This window comes from Rhizobium sp. NRK18 (assembly GCF_024385575.1).
Lineage (GTDB): Bacteria > Pseudomonadota > Alphaproteobacteria > Rhizobiales > Rhizobiaceae > JANFMV01.
On the sequence record NZ_JANFMV010000001.1, the window covers coordinates 185,418 to 203,098 of the forward strand.

Annotated in this window: 20 protein-coding genes; 12 read left to right on the forward strand and 8 right to left on the reverse strand. The window is 62.4% G+C overall.

Translation table 11 applies throughout. The features are described from left to right. Window positions 1-150: 150 nt before the first annotated feature. The 3 genes from NN662_RS00760 (at window position 151) to ispG (ending at window position 3,451) form a co-directional block, all read left to right on the forward strand. A complete protein-coding gene (locus NN662_RS00760) occupies window positions 151-945 on the forward strand; it encodes a DeoR/GlpR family DNA-binding transcription regulator (protein ID WP_261928408.1) in 795 nt (264 codons plus the stop codon). Window positions 946-948: 3 nt separating this feature from the next. Continuing rightward, complete coding sequence (locus NN662_RS00765) at window positions 949-2,124, forward strand: MFS transporter (RefSeq protein WP_261928409.1); 1,176 nt, start codon at window positions 949-951, stop codon at window positions 2,122-2,124. 73 nt (window positions 2,125-2,197) lie between these two features. Then, entirely contained in the window at window positions 2,198-3,451 is a 1,254-nt protein-coding gene (gene ispG, locus NN662_RS00770; protein WP_261928410.1) for a flavodoxin-dependent (E)-4-hydroxy-3-methylbut-2-enyl-diphosphate synthase, read from the forward strand. Here the strand turns inward: ispG and NN662_RS00775 are convergent, their stop codons facing one another. The 3 genes from NN662_RS00775 to NN662_RS00785 all read right to left on the reverse strand — a co-directional run bounded on the left by NN662_RS00775 (window position 3,452) and on the right by NN662_RS00785 (window position 5,751). Further along, complete coding sequence (locus NN662_RS00775; RefSeq protein ID WP_261928411.1) at window positions 3,452-4,090, reverse strand: LysE family translocator; 639 nt, start codon at window positions 4,088-4,090, stop codon at window positions 3,452-3,454. A gap of 89 nt (window positions 4,091-4,179) precedes the next feature. Beyond that, window positions 4,180-4,956, reverse strand: a complete 777-nt coding sequence (locus NN662_RS00780) for a pyrroline-5-carboxylate reductase (protein WP_261928412.1) — start codon at window positions 4,954-4,956, stop codon at window positions 4,180-4,182. Window positions 4,957-5,172: 216 nt separating this feature from the next. Further along, window positions 5,173-5,751 (reverse strand): NADPH-dependent FMN reductase, encoded by a 579-nt coding sequence (locus tag NN662_RS00785; protein WP_261928413.1) that lies wholly within the window; start codon window positions 5,749-5,751, stop codon window positions 5,173-5,175. A gap of 78 nt (window positions 5,752-5,829) precedes the next feature. Between NN662_RS00785 and soxR the strand changes: the two genes are divergently transcribed. Further along, a complete protein-coding gene (gene soxR, locus NN662_RS00790; protein WP_261928414.1) occupies window positions 5,830-6,285 on the forward strand; it encodes a redox-sensitive transcriptional activator SoxR in 456 nt (151 codons plus the stop codon). A 7-nt stretch (window positions 6,286-6,292) separates the two neighbouring features. Here soxR and NN662_RS00795 read toward each other — a convergent pair whose 3' ends face one another. Continuing rightward, the gene (locus tag NN662_RS00795) at window positions 6,293-7,690 is read right to left on the reverse strand and encodes a PLP-dependent aminotransferase family protein (protein ID WP_261928415.1); all 1,398 of its coding nucleotides are present in this window, start codon (window positions 7,688-7,690) and stop codon (window positions 6,293-6,295) included. Window positions 7,691-7,787: 97 nt separating this feature from the next. Here NN662_RS00795 and NN662_RS00800 point away from each other — a divergent pair, with 97 nt between their 5' ends. Then, the gene (locus NN662_RS00800; RefSeq protein ID WP_261928416.1) at window positions 7,788-8,441 is read left to right on the forward strand and encodes a pyridoxamine 5'-phosphate oxidase family protein; all 654 of its coding nucleotides are present in this window, start codon (window positions 7,788-7,790) and stop codon (window positions 8,439-8,441) included. Here NN662_RS00800 and hisC read toward each other — a convergent pair. Continuing rightward, entirely contained in the window at window positions 8,438-9,493 is a 1,056-nt protein-coding gene (gene hisC / locus NN662_RS00805) for a histidinol-phosphate transaminase (protein ID WP_261928417.1), read from the reverse strand. The genes NN662_RS00800 and hisC overlap by 4 nt on opposite strands. Before the next feature lie 13 nt (window positions 9,494-9,506). After that, window positions 9,507-10,421, reverse strand: coding sequence for a polyprenyl synthetase family protein (locus NN662_RS00810; RefSeq protein ID WP_261928418.1), 915 nt, complete (start codon window positions 10,419-10,421; stop codon window positions 9,507-9,509). 171 nt (window positions 10,422-10,592) lie between these two features. Here NN662_RS00810 and mtgA point away from each other — a divergent pair, with 171 nt between their 5' ends. From mtgA to NN662_RS00830, 4 genes are all read left to right on the forward strand, one after another. After that, window positions 10,593-11,279 (forward strand): monofunctional biosynthetic peptidoglycan transglycosylase, encoded by a 687-nt coding sequence (gene mtgA / locus NN662_RS00815; protein ID WP_261931828.1) that lies wholly within the window; start codon window positions 10,593-10,595, stop codon window positions 11,277-11,279. 75 nt (window positions 11,280-11,354) lie between these two features. After that, on the forward strand, window positions 11,355-12,002 hold the full coding sequence (locus NN662_RS00820) for a glutathione S-transferase family protein (RefSeq protein ID WP_261928419.1): 648 nt from the start codon (window positions 11,355-11,357) through the stop codon (window positions 12,000-12,002). A 158-nt stretch (window positions 12,003-12,160) separates the two neighbouring features. Beyond that, a complete protein-coding gene (rpmF, locus tag NN662_RS00825; protein WP_261928420.1) occupies window positions 12,161-12,346 on the forward strand; it encodes a 50S ribosomal protein L32 in 186 nt (61 codons plus the stop codon). Window positions 12,347-12,527: 181 nt separating this feature from the next. Continuing rightward, window positions 12,528-12,935 carry a hypothetical protein gene (locus tag NN662_RS00830; protein WP_261928421.1) on the forward strand — a complete coding sequence of 136 codons (408 nt, stop codon included), beginning with the start codon at window positions 12,528-12,530 and terminating at the stop codon, window positions 12,933-12,935. Window positions 12,936-12,971: 36 nt separating this feature from the next. Here NN662_RS00830 and phaR read toward each other — a convergent pair whose 3' ends face one another. Beyond that, window positions 12,972-13,547 (reverse strand): polyhydroxyalkanoate synthesis repressor PhaR, encoded by a 576-nt coding sequence (gene phaR, locus NN662_RS00835; RefSeq protein WP_261928422.1) that lies wholly within the window; start codon window positions 13,545-13,547, stop codon window positions 12,972-12,974. Window positions 13,548-13,771: 224 nt separating this feature from the next. On the opposite strand from phaR, the gene NN662_RS00840 reads away from it, so the two are divergent. Both NN662_RS00840 and NN662_RS00845 read left to right on the forward strand, forming a co-directional pair. After that, window positions 13,772-14,953 carry an acetyl-CoA C-acetyltransferase gene (locus NN662_RS00840; RefSeq protein WP_261928423.1) on the forward strand — a complete coding sequence of 394 codons (1,182 nt, stop codon included), beginning with the start codon at window positions 13,772-13,774 and terminating at the stop codon, window positions 14,951-14,953. A 121-nt stretch (window positions 14,954-15,074) separates the two neighbouring features. Next, window positions 15,075-15,800 carry a beta-ketoacyl-ACP reductase gene (locus tag NN662_RS00845; RefSeq protein ID WP_261928424.1) on the forward strand — a complete coding sequence of 242 codons (726 nt, stop codon included), beginning with the start codon at window positions 15,075-15,077 and terminating at the stop codon, window positions 15,798-15,800. A 255-nt stretch (window positions 15,801-16,055) separates the two neighbouring features. On the opposite strand, the gene NN662_RS00850 is transcribed toward NN662_RS00845, so the two are convergent. Continuing rightward, on the reverse strand, window positions 16,056-16,556 hold the full coding sequence (locus NN662_RS00850) for a DUF6622 family protein (protein ID WP_261928425.1): 501 nt from the start codon (window positions 16,554-16,556) through the stop codon (window positions 16,056-16,058). A 101-nt stretch (window positions 16,557-16,657) separates the two neighbouring features. Between NN662_RS00850 and NN662_RS00855 the strand changes: the two genes are divergently transcribed. Further along, complete coding sequence (locus tag NN662_RS00855; protein WP_261928426.1) at window positions 16,658-17,464, forward strand: LytTR family DNA-binding domain-containing protein; 807 nt, start codon at window positions 16,658-16,660, stop codon at window positions 17,462-17,464. Window positions 17,465-17,681: the final 217 nt, after the last annotated feature.

Genomic DNA, 17,681 nt, shown 5'->3' on the forward strand with positions numbered 1-17,681 from the left:
CAGTGAGAAACAGGGCGGCCCAGGGGTCGCCCTGTTTCGTTCCAGGGAGTTCCTTCGACTAGGTCGATTGCGGAAATCGCATCTTGCTACCGATGCCGACTTGGATTATGCACGTTTCTTCCTGTTTATACCCGTTTCCGTCGAAAGCTCATGAAACCCGATCTCTTTCTCAAGCAACGCCACGCGCTGATCCAGGAGCGGCTCGCCGCTTCCGGCAAGGTGATCGCCGCCGATCTTGCCGAAGAGTTCGGCGTTTCGGAAGACACTATCCGCCGCGATCTCAGGGACATGGCGGCAGCCGGACTTTGCGAGCGGGTCTATGGCGGCGCGCTGCCGCCCGCGCCATTTCCCGGCGGTCTTTCGGTGCGCACCCGGCTCGATCCGGAGCGGAAGGCGGCGCTCGCGGCGGTCGCGGTTCGCGAAATCCGGGACGGCATGTTCGTCTTCTTCGATGTCGGCAGCACCAATCTCGCCATCGCCAAAGCCTTGCCACCGGGGCTGAAGATCACCGCCGCCACCAACGCACCGATCATTGCCGCGGCTCTGATGGAGCATGAGGGCGTCAATCTCATTGCGATCGGCGGCGCCATCGACCGTGAAACCGGCGCTGCCGTGGGTGCGGAGGCTGTCAGCGAGCTTCGGCGGCTGCGGCCGGACCTCTGCATACTCGGTGCTTGCGGCATCGACCGGGATGCAGGCGTCACGAGCTTCGGTTACGAGGACTCGATCTTCAAGCGCCATGCCGTCGAGCAAAGCCGCTCCGTCATGGCCGCCGTCACCTCCGAGAAGCTTGGCACGGCGGCGCCCTTTGCCGTCGCTCCGCTCGCCGCATGTGGCCTAGCGGCTTTCGAAAGCGATGCCGATCCGGACTTCCTGAAACATTGCCGCGGGCTAGGCCTCAAGGTGCTGCAGCCCTCCCGCGCCTCTCTGCCTGAAAAGGTCTGACCCATGAACCAGATGTCCCCCGGCGTGCCGGTCCGCGCGCCCTTCATGCCCAAGCAGCGTATCGCCGTCAGCCTGCTGTTTCTCATCAACGGTTACATGACGGGCAACTGGGCGCCAAAGATCCCGGAATTCATCGATCGCCTGGGCCTGACCAGCGGCGAGATGGGCCTGATGATCATGGCATTCGGCATCGGTTCGCTCGTGCTGATGCCATTTGCCGGCGCTGCGATCGCCCATCGCGGCTCGCGCGTGGTTTCGCGGGTCACGGCGCTTCTGCTGCTGCCTGGCATGCTGATGCTGACCTTTGCCCCGAACTGGTGGCTCGCCGCGACGGCGCTCTTCTATTTCGGTGGCATGATTGGCGCGATGGACGTGGCGATGAACGCCAATGCTGTCGTCGTCGAGAAAAGCATGGGGCGGGCGATCATGTCCTCCTGCCATGGCTTCTGGAGCCTTGGCGGCCTGATCGGCGCGGCGACCGGCGGCTATCTCATCGTTCACCTCGGGGTCGTGGGACATGCGCTCGTCTTGACCGCTCTGGCCGCAATCCTGCTCCTTGTTGCGTGGGCGGAAATCGAAACCGATGCGCCGCATCCCGAAGACGAAAAGCAGAAGGTCAGCCTGCCGCTGACGCCGCTTCCGTGGCTGATCGGCATGATGGCGCTGTTCTCGATGATCCCGGAAGGTTCGGTGCTCGACTGGGGCGCGCTCTATCTGCGCAACGAACTTGGAACGACGCTCACCCATTCCGGCTTCGCTTTTGCCGGCTTTTCGTTGACGATGGCGGTCATGCGTTTCGCCGGCGATCTCGTGCGCGACCGCTTCGGCGCTGTGATGACCTTGCGCATCTGCGCGCTCGCCGCGATGACGGGTCTGTTGATTGCCGGATTTGCGCCGAACGCGACCGTCGCGATCCTCGGATTCACCATCTGCGGCATCGGCATATCCAACATGGTGCCGATCGCCTTTTCGGCGGCCGGCAACCTGCCGGGCCTGCCGCCGGGCGTCGGCATCTCGGTCGCCACCTTCCTCGGCTATTCCGGCCTGTTGTTCGCGCCGTCGATTATCGGTTTCATCGCCGAGCATACCGGCTTCGCGCCGGTCTATGCGGGGCTGAGCATCCTGATCATGGTGGTTCTGGGGCTCTCCAGGCTGGCGCGGCATGCTGACGCCGCGTGAACGGGTGTTGACAATGACAGGGGCATGATCCACCTGAATGGCATAGTCTCCAGCTTTCCGGGAAGCCCGAACCATGTCCTCGATCCGCGACTTTGATCCGAAACCGCGCCGCGCCTCGGTTGCCGTCGATGTCGGCGGTGTGATCGTCGGCGGCGGAGCGCCGGTGGTCGTTCAGTCGATGACGAACACCGACACCGCCGACGTGGATGGCACCGTTGCGCAGGTCGCGGCGCTGTTCAAGGCCGGCTCGGAAATCGTCCGCATCACCGTCGACCGCGACGAAAGTGCGGCTGCCGTGCCAAAGATCCGCGAGCGGCTGGAGCGGCTGGGGCTCGACGTGCCGCTTGTCGGCGACTTCCACTATATCGGCCACAAGCTGCTCGCCGATCACCCGGCCTGCGCCGAAGCGCTGGCGAAATACCGCATCAATCCCGGCAATGTCGGATTCAAGGACAAGAAGGACAAGCAGTTCGCCGATATCGTCGAGATGGCGATCCGCTACGACAAGCCGGTGCGCATCGGCGTCAACTGGGGTTCGCTCGACCAGGAACTCCTGACCCGGCTGATGGACGAGAACCAGAAGAACGGTTCGCCGTTGTCGGCGCGCGATGTCACACGTGAATCCATCGTCCAGTCGGCGCTGCTGTCGGCGGAACTCGCCGAAGAGATCGGCCTGCCGCGCAACCGCATCATTCTGTCCGCCAAGGTGTCGCAGGTTCAGGACCTGATCGCCGTCTATTCCATGCTCGCCGAGCGCTCCGACCATGCCCTGCATCTCGGTCTCACCGAAGCCGGCATGGGATCGAAGGGCATCGTCGCCTCGTCGGCGGCCATGGGTTACGTCCTGCAGCAGGGCATCGGCGATACGATCCGCGTGTCGCTGACGCCGGAGCCGAACGGCGATCGCACTCGCGAGGTGCAGGTGGCGCAGGAAATCCTGCAGGTCATGGGTTTTCGCCAGTTCGTGCCCGTTGTCGCGGCTTGTCCCGGCTGCGGCCGTACGACCTCGACCGTCTTCCAGGAACTGGCGCAGCGCATCCAGAGCGACATCCGCAAGAACATGCCGGTCTGGCGCGAGAAGTATCCGGGCGTCGAGGCGCTGAACGTTGCCGTCATGGGCTGCATCGTCAACGGACCGGGCGAATCCAAGCACGCCGACATCGGCATATCGCTTCCCGGTACGGGTGAAAGCCCGGCAGCGCCGGTGTTCATCGACGGCAAGAAGGCGATGACGCTGCGCGGCCCGAAGATCGCCGAAGACTTCGAGGCGATGGTGATCGACTATATCGAGAAGCGCTTCGGTTCCGGGTCGCAGGCGGCCGAATAGTCAGATCCGGCTGGTCAGCAGCTTCAATCCGGCCAGGCCGAAGAACAGCCCCATGGCCCCTTCGATGACGCGGCGCGCCTTCGCATAACCCCGGACCATGGGTTCGGTGGAAAAGAGCACCGCGAGCATGTTGAAGGAAGTGACGCCGATGATCATCGCGCCGCCGATGAAGATGTAGAGGACTTCAGGCGGCGCGTGCGCCGGCAGGCCGAGCGATACCAGGGAAATCCAGACAAAGATCGCCTTCGGATTGGTCAGGTGGATACCGAGGCCGCGCAGATAGAAGACCTTCAGGGGCAGGTCTTCATGGCTCATCCTTTCAACGGACCCGTAGTTCGCCTTGACGGCCGAGCGAAGGTTCTTCCAGCCGAGCCACAACAGGTAGCATCCCCCGGCAATCTTCAATCCTGTCAGCGCGTAGGCGAACTGGGTGAGCAGGGCCGACAGGCCGAGTGCCGCCAGTATCGCCCAGATGAAAGAACCGGTGATGACGCCCGTTGCCAGCGCCATGCCGCGGCTGCGGCCATTGGCCATGGCTGTTCCGGCGATGGCTAGCGTCGCCGGGCCGGGGCTGATGACGGCAAGGAAGTAAACGCTCCAGGCGACCGCGAGATGCGGCAGGATAGTCGGCAGGTCCATGGGGTCCTCATCGGCAGGGATAGCCGATTGTTGATGCGACCTTGCCGCGCAGGCAAGCCCGCACTTGTCACGGCTGCAATTTGGGTCGATCAGCCGGCTGCATCCTTGAAGCGTTTGAGCACCGCGTCCAGTCCCTCCGATAGCTGATGGAAGGCGCCCTTGTCCTGCAGGTGTTTGACAACCTGCTCGTTGATGCCGCCCGCCGTCGTGTGTTCGTCGGCCAGCTCTGCGAAACTCGCCTCCGCATTCAGCATGGCCGTGTTGGTCAGGCCGCGCATCATGGTGGCGACGAAGCGCCGGGCGTCGGGGTAGGCGATGCCCTGGCCGGCCAGCCAATGCGCGATCGTCTCCGCGAAGGTGAAGACGGATGCCATGCTGGCGGTCGCGGCCGACAGCGCATCGAATTCGGCGGCGGTCTCCACCTCGATTGCCACACCGAGGCGGTTGAACAGGGCCGCGGCCTCCTTGTCCGGCGGGAAGACGGGCGTCGGTCCCATGCGCTGCGCCGTCGATGGCAGGGGGATGACGCGCGTCACCCTTTCTGCGGGCGAGGCCATGGCCTTCACCTCATCGAGCCCGATGATCGCCATGAGGCTGACGACGTGATGGTCGGCTCGGAATGCCAGGTCCTTGAGCACATCTGCCGCGACCTGAGGGCGGACGGCAATCAGCACCATCCCGGAACCGTCGAGCACGGCCTGGTTGGAGGCCGCAACGGAGACATTGGCAAAGCGGGCGGCAAGCGAGGCGGCGATCTCCGCATTGCGGGGGGAGAGGAGGATGTCGGGCGCGCTTTTGTCGTCCGTGCTCAGCCCTTCCACGATGGCCGCCGCAATGGCGCCCGTTCCGATAACTCCAATGGTCATATTCTGCCTGCCCGTTTGCTATTCATGTGCCTGAAGACCATAGGAAACATGACGGGCAAACGCCACCTCTGCCCTGATCCTGAGCGCTCGGACGAATAAATTGCTCCCGCCTCTCAAGGGGAGAAAGGCGGGAGCGGTGTTGCCGCCTCGGGTCTGCACCTCGCCAGAAGGTCACGGGTGGCAGGCGGCAATCTGCAACTGGCTGTCAGACCGGCCTCAGGCGGCGATCTCGTCGTAGGGCGCCCTGGCGCGGGCGTCGCGCAGCACCGATCCCCACCAGTCGAGATGCGCGAGAAGGTGGGCCATCTTGGCCGCTTCGCCGGCACCGTCCGACAGATGTCCGGTCGGGTTGAAGCGCCCCGAGGGGTTTGCAAAGCTGACGACGTCGCGGATCGTCACCGCATGCAGTTCGGCGAAGACGAGGCGGAGCTGTTCGACCGCGCGCAGGCCTCCGGAAATACCGCCATAGGAAACAAAGGCGACCGGCTTTGCGCGCCATTGATCCTTTCCGCTGTCGATCAGTTGTTTCAGCGGCGCGGTGAAGGAGTGGTTGTATTCCGGCGTGACGATGAGGAAGGCGTCGGCCGCGTCGAGCCGGCGCCAGAGATCGAACAGGCCCTCGCTATGGCCGCCGTGGCGTGCGGGAAGCGCCAGGTCCAGCGGATCGATGATGTCGATCGCATAGCGGTCCTGGCGTTCGATCTCGCCCACGGCCCAGCGGACGATGCGGTCGCAGAGCCGCCCCTCGCGGGTGCTGCCGTAAATGACCGCGATCCTCAGTCTCTTCTCTTGCATGCTTTCTTTCCCATTGCTGTGATCATTGCGGCACGCTACAACCTCAACATTACTTGAGGTCAACAGGAAAAATTGCGCATGGGCGAAACAACCGACATCCGCCGCGAATTGACTGTCGGAGAGGTGGCGGCGCGCAGCGGCGTGGCGGTCTCCGCGGTTCATTTCTACGAGGCGGAAGGCCTGATCCGAAGCTGGCGGAATGCCGGAAATCACCGGCGCTATAGTCGCGATGTGCTGCGCCGGATCGCGATCATCAAGGTGGCGCAGCGCGCCGGAATCACGCTGAAGGAGATTGCCGGCGCGTTTTCGACCCTGCCGGAAGGCAGAACTCCGAACCGGCAGGACTGGGAGCGCCTGTCCGCTGCCTGGCATGCGGACCTCGAGGATCGCATCGCGCGTTTGACGCGACTGCGCGACCGGTTGTCCGGCTGCATCGGCTGCGGCTGCCTTTCCGTCGATCGCTGCCCGCTTCATAACCCCCGGGATGCGCTCGGCCGGAACGGATCCGGTCCGCGCCTTCTGGAGCAGGACTGAAGGCTGGTCAGAGGCGGAAGTCGCGCAGGCAGCCGGCAAGATGGTGTACGGCGGTGGTGATTTCCTCGGGCGAATAGGCGGCAAATCCGAGCACGAGGCCCGACTTGGGGCGGCTGCCGGCATAATGCGGCGACAGCGGCAGGAGCGACAGGCCCTGCCGGCGCGCCTGTTCGCAGATCGCGCGGTCGTCCGTATCCGCCGGCAACAGCACGGTCACCTGCATGCCGGCATGGTGATTGTCGAAACAACAGGATGGCGGCAGCTGCATCGTCAGTGCCTCGATCAACACCTGATGACGCTCGGCGTAGATGCGCCGCATGCGCCGTATATGGCGCAGGAACTCGCCGTCCTCGATGAAATGCGCCAGCGGTCGCTGGGCAGAGATGGAGGCGCGGGCGCCGAAATGGGTGACGCATCTTGCGAAGGTTTCGATCAGGTTTTCGGGCACGACGAGATAGCCAAGCCGCACTCCCGCCGTGAACACCTTGGAGAAACTGCCGACGTAGAGGACATGGCCTGAGGTATCGACGCTTGCCAGCGCCGGGATCGGCCGTCCGGCATAACGGAACTCGCTGTCGTAATCGTCCTCTATGACGTAGCTGTCATTGCGGGTCGCCCAGTTAAGGTATTCAACGCGGCGGTTGGCCGACATGACGCCTCCCATCGGGAACTGGTGAGAGGGCGTCAGCACGGCGAGACGCGGCTGCGCTGGCGATGGGCTCGGAAGCCGGGCACCGTCAGCGTCAACGTCCAGCCAGACGGTTTCCAGACCCAGGCTGTCGGTGAAATGGCGCAGGCGCTCAAAGCCCGGATCTTCAAGGGCGATGCAATCCTCATTGCGCATGAACGCTCTCACGCAGATTTCAAGCGCGTCGGCCGAGCCCGCGGTCACGACGATCTGCTCCTCGGTCGCCGACACGCCGCGCCAGTCATGGATATGGGCGGCGATCGCCCGTCTCAGGCGTCGGTCCCCAAACAGACCGTCGCCGATCACCATGGCCTCCGGCTCGGTTCGGGCCACGCGGGCGATCGCCCGGTTCCATTGCCGGAACGGGAAGAGCCGCATGTCGGGCAGGCCGGGATAAAGGGGGAGGGCGCGGCCGGGCCTGCCGGGATGGCGCGGCACTGTTCCCGGTGCCGGCCGTTTCGGGAGGTCGGCTTCTGCAAGTCGGCTCGGATAGTAGCCGGAGCCCTGCCGGCCGGTGATGTAGCCTTCGGCCGACAACTGTTCGTAGGCCGCGACGGTGGTCGAGCGCGAGACGCCAAGCTCGATCGCCAGAGCCCGGCTCGGCGGCAGCCGGTCTTCGGCTTTCAGGTCGCCGGCGGCGATGCGGTCGCGCAGCTGGGCGTAGATCTGCTGAAAGAGAGGCTGGGCCGCGTGGCGGTCGAGGCTGAGGGAGAGCAACGGGATTTCCGAAATTGGTATGATCAAAAGGTACACTATTGGATATTTTTGACAAACCAAAATTGTCCTATCTCCGGGCCGGCAAAGGAGTTGGCTTATGAGCGATGTGATGGACAAGACGGAACGCACGCGGCTGCGGCGGATGCATGAGCGGGGACATTTCGACCGGGAAACGGTCAACGGGATCCTCGATGCGATGCCGCTCTGCCACGTCGGCTACATACTGGATGGCCGGCCGGCAGTGACGCCGACGCTGCAGTGGCGCGAGGGCAATCATGTCTATTGGCATTCCTCGAGCGCCAGCCGTGCGGGCCGGCTTTCGGCGGGGATGGATGTCTGCCTGACGGTCTCGATGCTTGATGGCATGGTGATGGCGCGCTCGGCTATGCATCACTCGGTCAACTTTCGTTCGGTGATGATTTACGGCAAGGCGACCAAGATCGACGATCCGGAGATCAAGCTCACCAAGTTCCGCAACATGATCGAGGCTTATTTCCCGGGCCGCTGGGACCTGTTGCGTCCGGTTTCGGCGCAGGAGACGAAGGCCACCATGGTGTTGTCGCTGCCAATCGAGGAAGCGTCCGCAAAGGTCCGCACCGGCGGTCCCAAGGACGACGAGGAGGATTATGCCCTGCCGATCTGGGCAGGCGTCGTTCCGATCTCGTTTTCCGTCGGCGCGCCGATTTCCGATCCGCTCAACCTGCCGGGTGTCGAAACACCCGACCATGCGACGAATTTCAGGATCGGCTAGAGGATGGCATCGAGCGCCGCGATGAGGCGCTCGCATTCCTCTGCGGTGCCGATGGTGATGCGCAGGTGGTCGGAAATCCGCGGCTTGTTGAAATGGCGGACGAGCACCGCCTTTTCGCGAAGGCCGGCGGCGATCTCGGCGCCGGATTTCGCGGCGTGACGGGCAAAGACGAAGTTGGCTGCCGATGGCAGCACGTCGAAGCCGCGTTCGCCAAGCGCCTGTGTCACCATTTGCCGGTTGGTGATGATCTGCGTCCGGCAGGTCTCGAACCAGTCCTCGTCCTCGATCGCCGCAATGGCGCCGAGCTGGGCCAGACGGTCCAGCGGATAGGAATTGAAGCTGTCCTTGACGCGCTCCAGCGCATCGATCAGCGGACGCTGGCCGATGGCGAAGCCGACGCGCAGGCCGGCAAGCGAGCGGGACTTGGAGAAGGTCTGTACGACGAGCAGATTGGGGTAGGTCTTCGTCAGCGGAACGGCGCTCTCGGCACCGAAATCGACATAGGCCTCGTCGATGACCACCGGCTGGCCCGGGTGATTGCGCAGCAGCGTCTCGATGGCGGACAAGGGCAAAGCCATGCCGGTGGGCGCATTCGGATTGGGCAGGATGATCGCGCCGCAAGGACGATCATAGTCGGCTATGGAGATGCTGTAGTCCGCATCCAGCGGAACGGTCTCGGCGGTGATCCCGTATAGTCGGCTATAGGTCGGGTAGAAACTGTAGCTGATATCCGGATAGAGGAGCGGCAGGTCATGCTTCAGCAGGGCCTGAAAGGTGTGCGCCAGCACCTCGTCGGACCCGTTGCCGACAAAAACTTCCTCTGCCGAGACGCCATAATGGCGGGCGATCGTCTGGCGCAGGTCCAGAGCCGAGGGGTCCGGATACAGGCGTAATCCGTCTTCGGCCGCGGCGCGAATGGCGGCCAGCACCTTCGGCGACGGACCAAAGGGGTTCTCGTTGGTGTTGAGCTTGACGAGATCGGCTATGCGCGGCTGTTCGCCCGGCACATAGGGCTGGAGATCATGGACGACCCGCGACCAGAACTTGCTCACAATACTTGCCTTTCTAGCTCTTGCGGTTGGCGACGAAATGCGCCGTCTCGATGAGAATGCGGGCCGCAGCGCCATAAGGTGCCATCAGGTCTTCGGCTTGGGCGACGAGATGGGAAAGCCGTGCTTCCGCCCAGTCGGCGCCGTGCAGGGACACCAGCGTGCCCTTGCCGCGTGCTGCATCCTTACCTGTCGCCTTGCCCATCGTTGCGGCATCCGATGTCAGATCCAGAAGGTCATCTGCAAGCTGGAAGGCGAGGCCGAGCGTTTCGCCGTATCGGCGCATGCGCTGCCGGTCCTCGGATGAGGCACCGGCAATGACCGCCCCCGCCTCGCAGGCAAAGCGGATCAGCGCGCCGGTCTTCATCGCCTGCAGCATGACGATGCCATCTTCGTCGGGCGCCTCTCTCTCGGCTGCGAGATCCAGGGCCTGGCCGCCGGCCATGCCGCCGATGCCGGAAGAGCGCGCCAGCATGCGCAGGAGCTCCACCCGGGCAGAGGCGGAAAGCGGCGTTTCTTCCGCGGCGACGACATCGAAGGCATAGGTCAGCAGGCTGTCGCCGGCGAGAATGGCGGTCGCTTCGTCAAAGGCGATATGAACCGTCGGCTTGCCGCGGCGCAGGTCGTCGTCGTCCATGGCCGGCAGATCGTCATGGACGAGGGAATAGCAGTGAACAAGCTCCAGCGCCGCCCCGACCCTAAGCGCCGCCTGCGGATTGCCGCCGAAGAGGCGGGCACCTTCGAGAACCAGAAACGGACGCAGGCGTTTGCCGCCGTTCAGAACGGCGTGGCGCATGGCGGCGAGCAGGGTCGCAGGCCGCGAAATCTCGTCATCCAGAAGGCCATCGCCAAGCAGGTCCGCAAGGAACATCTCCACACTGCGGGCGTTGTCGGCAAGGCGGTCTGCGAGGTTGGTGGCGTTCGTCGTCATGCTCGCTCTTTGGCATGGCGGCGGCGAACTGGCAATGGATTTCAAACATCGCCGGCAGGGCTGGTCATCGGCTACGGGCCATGTTTTAAGTGACGTCCGCAAGGCAAGTTGACCGGGACCACCACAAGAAACCGGCAGGGGGAAAGATCAGTGGCGGCCAGATGGCGTTTTTTGTCGGGGACCCGCACGCGTTCCACACTTCGGCGGATTGTACGTGTCGTCGTCTTCCTTCTGATCCTGCCCTATATCCTGATCTTCGCATACCTGTTGCCGGTGCATCCCGTTTCGACGCTGATGATCGCTGATCTCGCCACCTTCCAGGGCTATTCCCGCCAATGGGTGAAGCTCGATGACGTCGCGCCGGTGCTGGTTCAGTCCGTGATGATGTCGGAAGACGGCCAGTTCTGTTTTCACGACGGTGTCGACTGGGAGCAGATGCGCGGCGTCGTCGATGATGCGCTGGACGGCGAGGCCACCCGCGGCGCCAGCACCATCCCCATGCAGACGGTGAAGAACCTGTTTCTCTGGAACGGTCGCTCCTTCCTGCGCAAGGCGTTGGAACTGCCGCTGGCACTCGCCGCGGACGCCGTCTGGTCGAAGCGGCGGATCATGGAGCTTTACCTCAACATCGCCGAGTGGGGCCCCGGAATTTACGGCATCGAGGCGGCGAGCCAGCATTACTTCAACATACCGGCCTCCAAGCTGTCGCGCCGCGAGGCCGCCTACCTGGCCGTTTCGCTGCCAAATCCCATCGAGCGCAATGCCGCAAAGCCGAGTTCCGGCATGAGGCGTCTGGCCTCGATCGTCGAGCGGCGGGCGCGGGCCTCAGGCGAATACATCAAATGCATTTATGATTGATCGCAAACCTATTCATTTGTCTGCAAGTCGCTGACAAGGCTAACGTCAGCCCGATGGTAATCTTTGGAGACAGGCGTGAGCGAACTTCTTCTTTATGTCGGCAACAAGAACTATTCCTCATGGTCCATGCGACCCTGGTTAGCGCTGAAGGCAGCGGACATTCCCTTCCGAGATGAAGTCATCCCGTTCGATTTTCCGGGTGGAAACACGGCCATCAAGGCTGTCTCCGAAACCGGCAAGGTGCCGCTTCTCGTCCACGGGGGTTTCAAGGTCTGGGAATCCCTGGCGATCATCGAATACGCCGCGGAGCTTTATCCCGATGCCGGCATCTGGCCCGGCGACCGCAAGGCGCGTGCCCGGGCGCGCTCGGTATCGATGGAGATGGCCACCGGCTTCCAAGCGCTGCGCAATGCCTGCCCGATGAACCTGCGCCATACGCCGCAGCAGCTGGAGGTCGGAAGCGACGTCCTGGCCAACCTCGCCCGGATCACGACGATCTGGAAGGAATGCCTCGCGGATTCCGGCGGACCCTTCCTGTTCGGCGCCTTTTCGGCCGCCGATGCCATGTATGCGCCGGTCGTCAGCCGGTTCATGAGCTACATGCTGCCGGTCGACGATGTCTCGGCCGCGTATATGAGCGCCGTGGCCGGGCATGCCGCCTTCCAGGCGTGGGCTGCCGACGCGGCGAAGGAGACCTGGGTGGTGCCGGAGGACGAAGTCTGAACGAGAGTCTCCCCCGACGCTAAAAAAATCCCTGTGGGGTATGGCCAAACGTCGCTTGCGCATGTATAAGCCGGCCCAATTTCCGAAATAGGGGCATGTCCATTTCGGCCAACAAGGCGGCTGAAGGCATATGCCGTCAGTCCAGTGGAGTAAGTCAAATGGCTGTACCGAAAAGAAAAACGACCCCGTCCAAGCGCGGCATGCGCCGTTCGGCCGACGCCATCAAGGCATCGGCATATGTTGAAGACAAGAACTCCGGCGAACTGCGCCGCCCGCACCATATCGATCTGAAGACCGGTATGTATCGCGGCCGCCAGGTTCTGACGCCGAAGGAAAGCGCATAACTTAAAGCGCCTTCGCTTCACTGCGATTTTGAAAAGGCTGGCCGTTCGCGCCGGCCTTTTTGTATTTGTCTCGCCATCCGCATAAAGTATTGTGCGTTGCGGCGAGATTCGCGAATGGCTGCATGTGCAAAGCCTTTCCATCCGATCCGCCTGACATGACACTCCGGATGAGGTTTCCGCAATGCTTGCAGCACTGCCACTGATGATCGTGCCGTTCCTGCTCTACAATGCCGTGATGATGGGGCTTGTCGGTGCAGATGGCGTCAATGCACTTGGCAACGTCATCACCTCGGTGCAGATGCTCTCGGGCGCCGACTGGACGCTCAGCCTCGGTGACATCCTGATCGTCGTGTCGCTGGTGGCGCTGTTCTTCGAGATCCTCAAGGCGACGCTGCACAATTCCGCCTCGCTGCTCAATCACATGCTGTCGATGCTGGTCTTCATCGCGTTTCTGGTCGAGTTCCTGCTCGTGCGCGACGCGGCAACACAGATCTTCTTCATCCTGATGGCGATGTCGCTGATCGATGTGGTGGCAGGGTTCACCATCTCCATCCGCTCGGCCGGGCGCGACGTGTCGATCGGGCTCTGAGCGAGCCACGACCGGCATCCTTCGCGTTGCGGTGTTTCAGAGACTGTCGAGCTTGGTCTGAAGAGCCTTCAGCTGGGCCTTGAGCTCGTCAATGTCCTTGCTCTCGGTCTTCTTTTCCTCGGCCGCCGATGGCGGGGTCATGAAGGGCGAGAACATCTGCATGGCCTGGTGGAACATCTCGGTGTTCCGCTTGACCTGCTCTTCCATCAGTTGCATCGGCATCTGCAGGTTCTTGGCGAGCGGGGCGTCACCAAAGGCCTTGCCGATCTGCTCGCGCATTTCCGTCTGCTGCTGGCCAAAGGCCTTCATCGAATGCTCGAGAAAGCTCGGGACGACCATCTGCATCTGGTCACCGTAATAGGTGATCAGCTGGCGCAGGAAGGAAATCGGCAGGAGGGTATTCCCGGTCTTGGATTCCTGCTCGAAGATGATCTGGGTGAGCACGGAGTGGGTCAGGTCTTCGCCCGACTTGGCGTCCTGGACGGTGAACTCTTCCCCCTTCTTGACCATCTCGGCCAAGTCCTCGAGGGTCACATAGGTGCTGGTGCCGGTATTATAGAGACGACGATTGGCATATTTTTTTATGATGATCTGGTCGCCATTCTTGGCCATTGCTAACTCCTGCTCCCAAAACGTCCAGCGTTTCCTCTTAGATAGGAACTGTAAGCGCAAATTGCCGGTCGTTACAATCGATTTGTGCATTGCAGGAATTCAAGATCCGGCAGCGCGGGATACCGCCGCAATGTCCTCCTTCATCTCATTGAAGTCATTTGACTTCGCATCCAAGCTTTGTCAGTTTCGAGGAAATGGACAATAGCGCCAATGAGGAGGCACCCATGAGTGAACCAAGCATCGTCATCGCCAGCGCGGCCCGTACAGCGGTCGGCTCGTTCAACGGCGCCTTCGCCAATGTTCCGGCGCACGATCTCGGCGTGACGGTCATCAAGGCCGTGCTGGAGCGGGCCGGCGTGGACGCCAGCGACGTCAACGAAGTCATCCTCGGGCAGATCCTGACGGCCGGCCAGGGCCAGAACCCGGCCCGGCAGGCAGCGATCAATGCCGGCATCCCGATCGAAGCGACCGCCTTCGGCCTCAACCAGCTCTGCGGCTCGGGCCTTCGTGCCGTCGCGCTGGGCGCCCAGCAGATTGCAACCGGAGATGCCTCCATCGTGATCGCCGGCGGCATGGAATCCATGTCGATGGCGCCGCACTGCCAGCATCTGCGCGCCGGCGTGAAGATGGGGGACTACAAGATGATCGACACGATGATCAAGGACGGCCTCACCGACGCCTTCAATGGTTACCACATGGGCAATACGGCTGAAAACGTCGCCAAGCAGTGGCAGCTGTCGCGCGAAATGCAGGATGAATTCGCCGTCGCCTCGCAGAACAAGGCCGAAGCCGCCCAGAAGGCCGGCAAGTTCAAGGACGAGATCGTCGCGCATGTGATTTCGACCCGCAAGGGCGATGTCGTCGTCGATGCCGACGAGTACATCCGTTATGGCGCGACGCTGGAGAGCATGGCCAAGCTGAAGCCGGTGTTCGAGAAGGACGGCACGGTGACCGCGGCCAACGCGTCGGGCATCAATGACGGCGCGGCTGCAACGCTGCTGATGAGCGAAGCCGAAGCCGCCAAGCGCGGCATTCAGCCGATGGCCCGCATCGTCTCCTGGGCAACCGCCGGCGTCGATCCGAGCATCATGGGCACCGGTCCCATCCCGGCATCGCGCAAGGCTCTGCAGAAGGCCGGCTGGAGCATCGGCGACCTCGATCTCGTGGAAGCCAACGAGGCATTCGCCGCGCAGGCCTGCGCCGTCAACAAGGACCTCGGCTGGGATCCGTCGATCGTCAACGTCAATGGCGGCGCGATCGCCATCGGCCATCCGGTCGGCGCATCCGGTGCGCGCGTTCTCAACACGCTGCTCTTCGAAATGAAGCGCCGCGGCGCCAAGAAGGGTCTTGCGACGCTTTGCATCGGCGGCGGCATGGGCGTTGCCATGTGCGTCGAGGCGATGTGATCACGACTGACATTCATTAGGGGAACTGGCCTGCCGTGACATGCCGGGCGGCGGGCCTCACAAAACCAGACTGAAGGCCGGCTTAGAGTTCCAGTCACAAGCATCTCGGGAGGACTATATCATGAGCAGGGTGGCCATCGTTACGGGTGGGTCGCGTGGTATCGGCGCGGCGATCTCGATCGCATTGAGGGATGCAGGCTACAAGGTTGCCGCAAACTATGCCGGCAATGACGAGGCGGCAGCGAAGTTCAAGGACGAAACCGGCATTCCGGTGTTCAAGTGGGACGTCTCGTCCTACGATAGCTGCGTCGAGGGTGTCGCCAAGGTGGAAGCCGAGCTCGGGCCGGTCGACATTCTGGTCAACAATGCCGGCATCACGCGCGACGCGATGTTCCACAAGATGACGCCGGACCAGTGGAACGCCGTCATCAACACCAACCTGACGGGCCTGTTCAACATGACCCATCCGGTGTGGAGCGGCATGCGTGACCGCGGCTTCGGCCGGGTCATCAACATTTCCTCGATCAACGGCCAGAAGGGCCAGGCCGGACAGGCCAATTATTCCGCGGCAAAGGCCGGCGATCTCGGCTTCACCAAGGCGCTTGCCCAGGAAGGCGCGATGAAGGGGATCACCGTCAATGCGATCTGCCCTGGCTATATCGGCACGGAGATGGTGCGCGCCATTCCGGAAAAGGTGCTCAATGAGCGCATCCTGCCGCTGATCCCGGTCGGACGCCTCGGCGAACCGGAAGAGATCGCGCGCTGCGTGCTGTTCCTTGCCTCCGACGATTCCGGCTTCATCACCGGGTCGACGATTTCGGCCAACGGCGGACAGTTCTTCGTCTGATGAGATCGGATTTCACGCTCTTCGAAATGGCGCCTGCGGGCGCCGTTTCTGTTTCCGGCAAAGGTTAAAATCCGGATCAAAAGCGCCCCAAGTTGCGCGATCGGCAACTGAAAATATGGTTAAAATATTGTAAATCAACAATATTTAGTGATGAACAAACCGGGAAATCTTCCATGTCAGCGATTCGTCGCCGATTCGTTCCGGCTTTGACCTGAAGGTTAATGGCGGTGCGTCTTGCGGCCGGATACTCGCTGCTCAGGCGGACATCGCCGGGCTGTTTTTTCCAGCCCGGAGATGCATGATCGAGCGTCCCACCATGAAGCAGATCGACAGGCCGTTGACGAAGCTCCAGGTGGCCTGCATCGGCCCGCTTGCAGCGGCGGCGGGATTGATCACCGTCAGGACGCCATCGACGTAGTTGACCGTGAAGATGACCATGAGCAGTCCAAGGGAAAGCCATTCGCCCTGCAGGAGCAGCTTGCCGTTTGCCAGACGTCGGGTCTGTCTGGCCGGCTTCAGTGTCAGAAGGGCGGAGAAGGCTGCGATGATGCCCGCGGAAGTCGAGGCGAGAACGTCGGCATCCAGGCCAGCCATGAGCAGCCTGCGGAGAGCGAGCAGGGTCAGGATCGAGGGCAGCAGGATGAGCGAGTTCGGAGAGACCTCACGTGTCCGGGTCCGTTTCAGCCCGCGATAGATGAGCAGCGCCAGGATGAGCCATACCCAGGCGGGTGTGTGGGCGAGAATGTCGATCGGCATTTGCATGATGTCCTATGCTCCAGTACTCAGGATGAAAGATGTGGCGAAGGGACGCTTGGCATGTCGCCAGCGGAGAACGAGGGCAATGACGGGTTCGTATAATGCGTGAGGGCTACGTGGACGGCTCGTCCTTGCATTTGGCGCTACGCGAAATGCAGGCGGAATTTTCTAGCTGGCGAACCTGGGTCGCACTCGCCGTCGTCATCGCGCTGCTAATCGTTTCCGGCCCTTTCCAGACCATGACCACGCTGTCGCTGCCACAGCGCAGCCTGTATTGGTGCGCGCTGGTCGTCACCACATTCGTCGCCGGCAATTTCGCAGGTACATGGTGCAATTACGCCATACGCGCCCGCGAATGGCGACAGCCCTGGCGATTCATGACGGTCGGGGTCAGCGCCGGCGTTCCGGCCGCCATAGCGGTCACAGCCATCAATGGTACCGCCTTCGGATGGCAGATGCTTGCGCTGGCAGAGATCGTTGAGCTTGCCGCTTACAGCATCTTCATCAGCGTTTTGGTTGCCGGACTGTTCGCGCTCTACAGCAGGTCGGCGGCCGAGGCGCCGGTCGCCGTTGATGCGGGTGCGGAAGATGATCTGCCGGCCATCCTGCGCCGCCTGCCGTTTCCGAAACGCGGGCGGCTCGTGTCGATCTCCGTCAGCGATCATTACGTCGAAGTCACGACGCTGAAAGGGCGGGAAATGCTGTTGATGCGCCTGCGCGATGCGGTGGCGGAGTGTCCTCCGGAAAAGGGTCTGCAGATTCACCGCTCACACTGGGTGGCTCTTGCGGGTGTGAAAGGCGTCTATCGCAGCGGCGGCAAGGTGATGGTGGAGACGGTGGCCGGCGATCACTTTCCGGTCAGCCGGTCCTATCTCGCCGATGCGCGGGCAGCGGGCCTGAACGCCTGATCCGGCCTCGCAAAGGTTAACAACGATCGCCAAACTGCTGTCCGGAAACGGCCCATAGGTCGCAAATTTATGGTTAAAATATTGTAAATCCACAATATTTAGCGGTGAACAAACCGGGAAATGACGGAAGTCAGTGATTCGTCGCCGATTCGTTCCAGCTTTGGACCGAAGGTTAATCGAGGCGTTGTTTTGGCGGTGCAAAGGTCGTCTTCGCGGC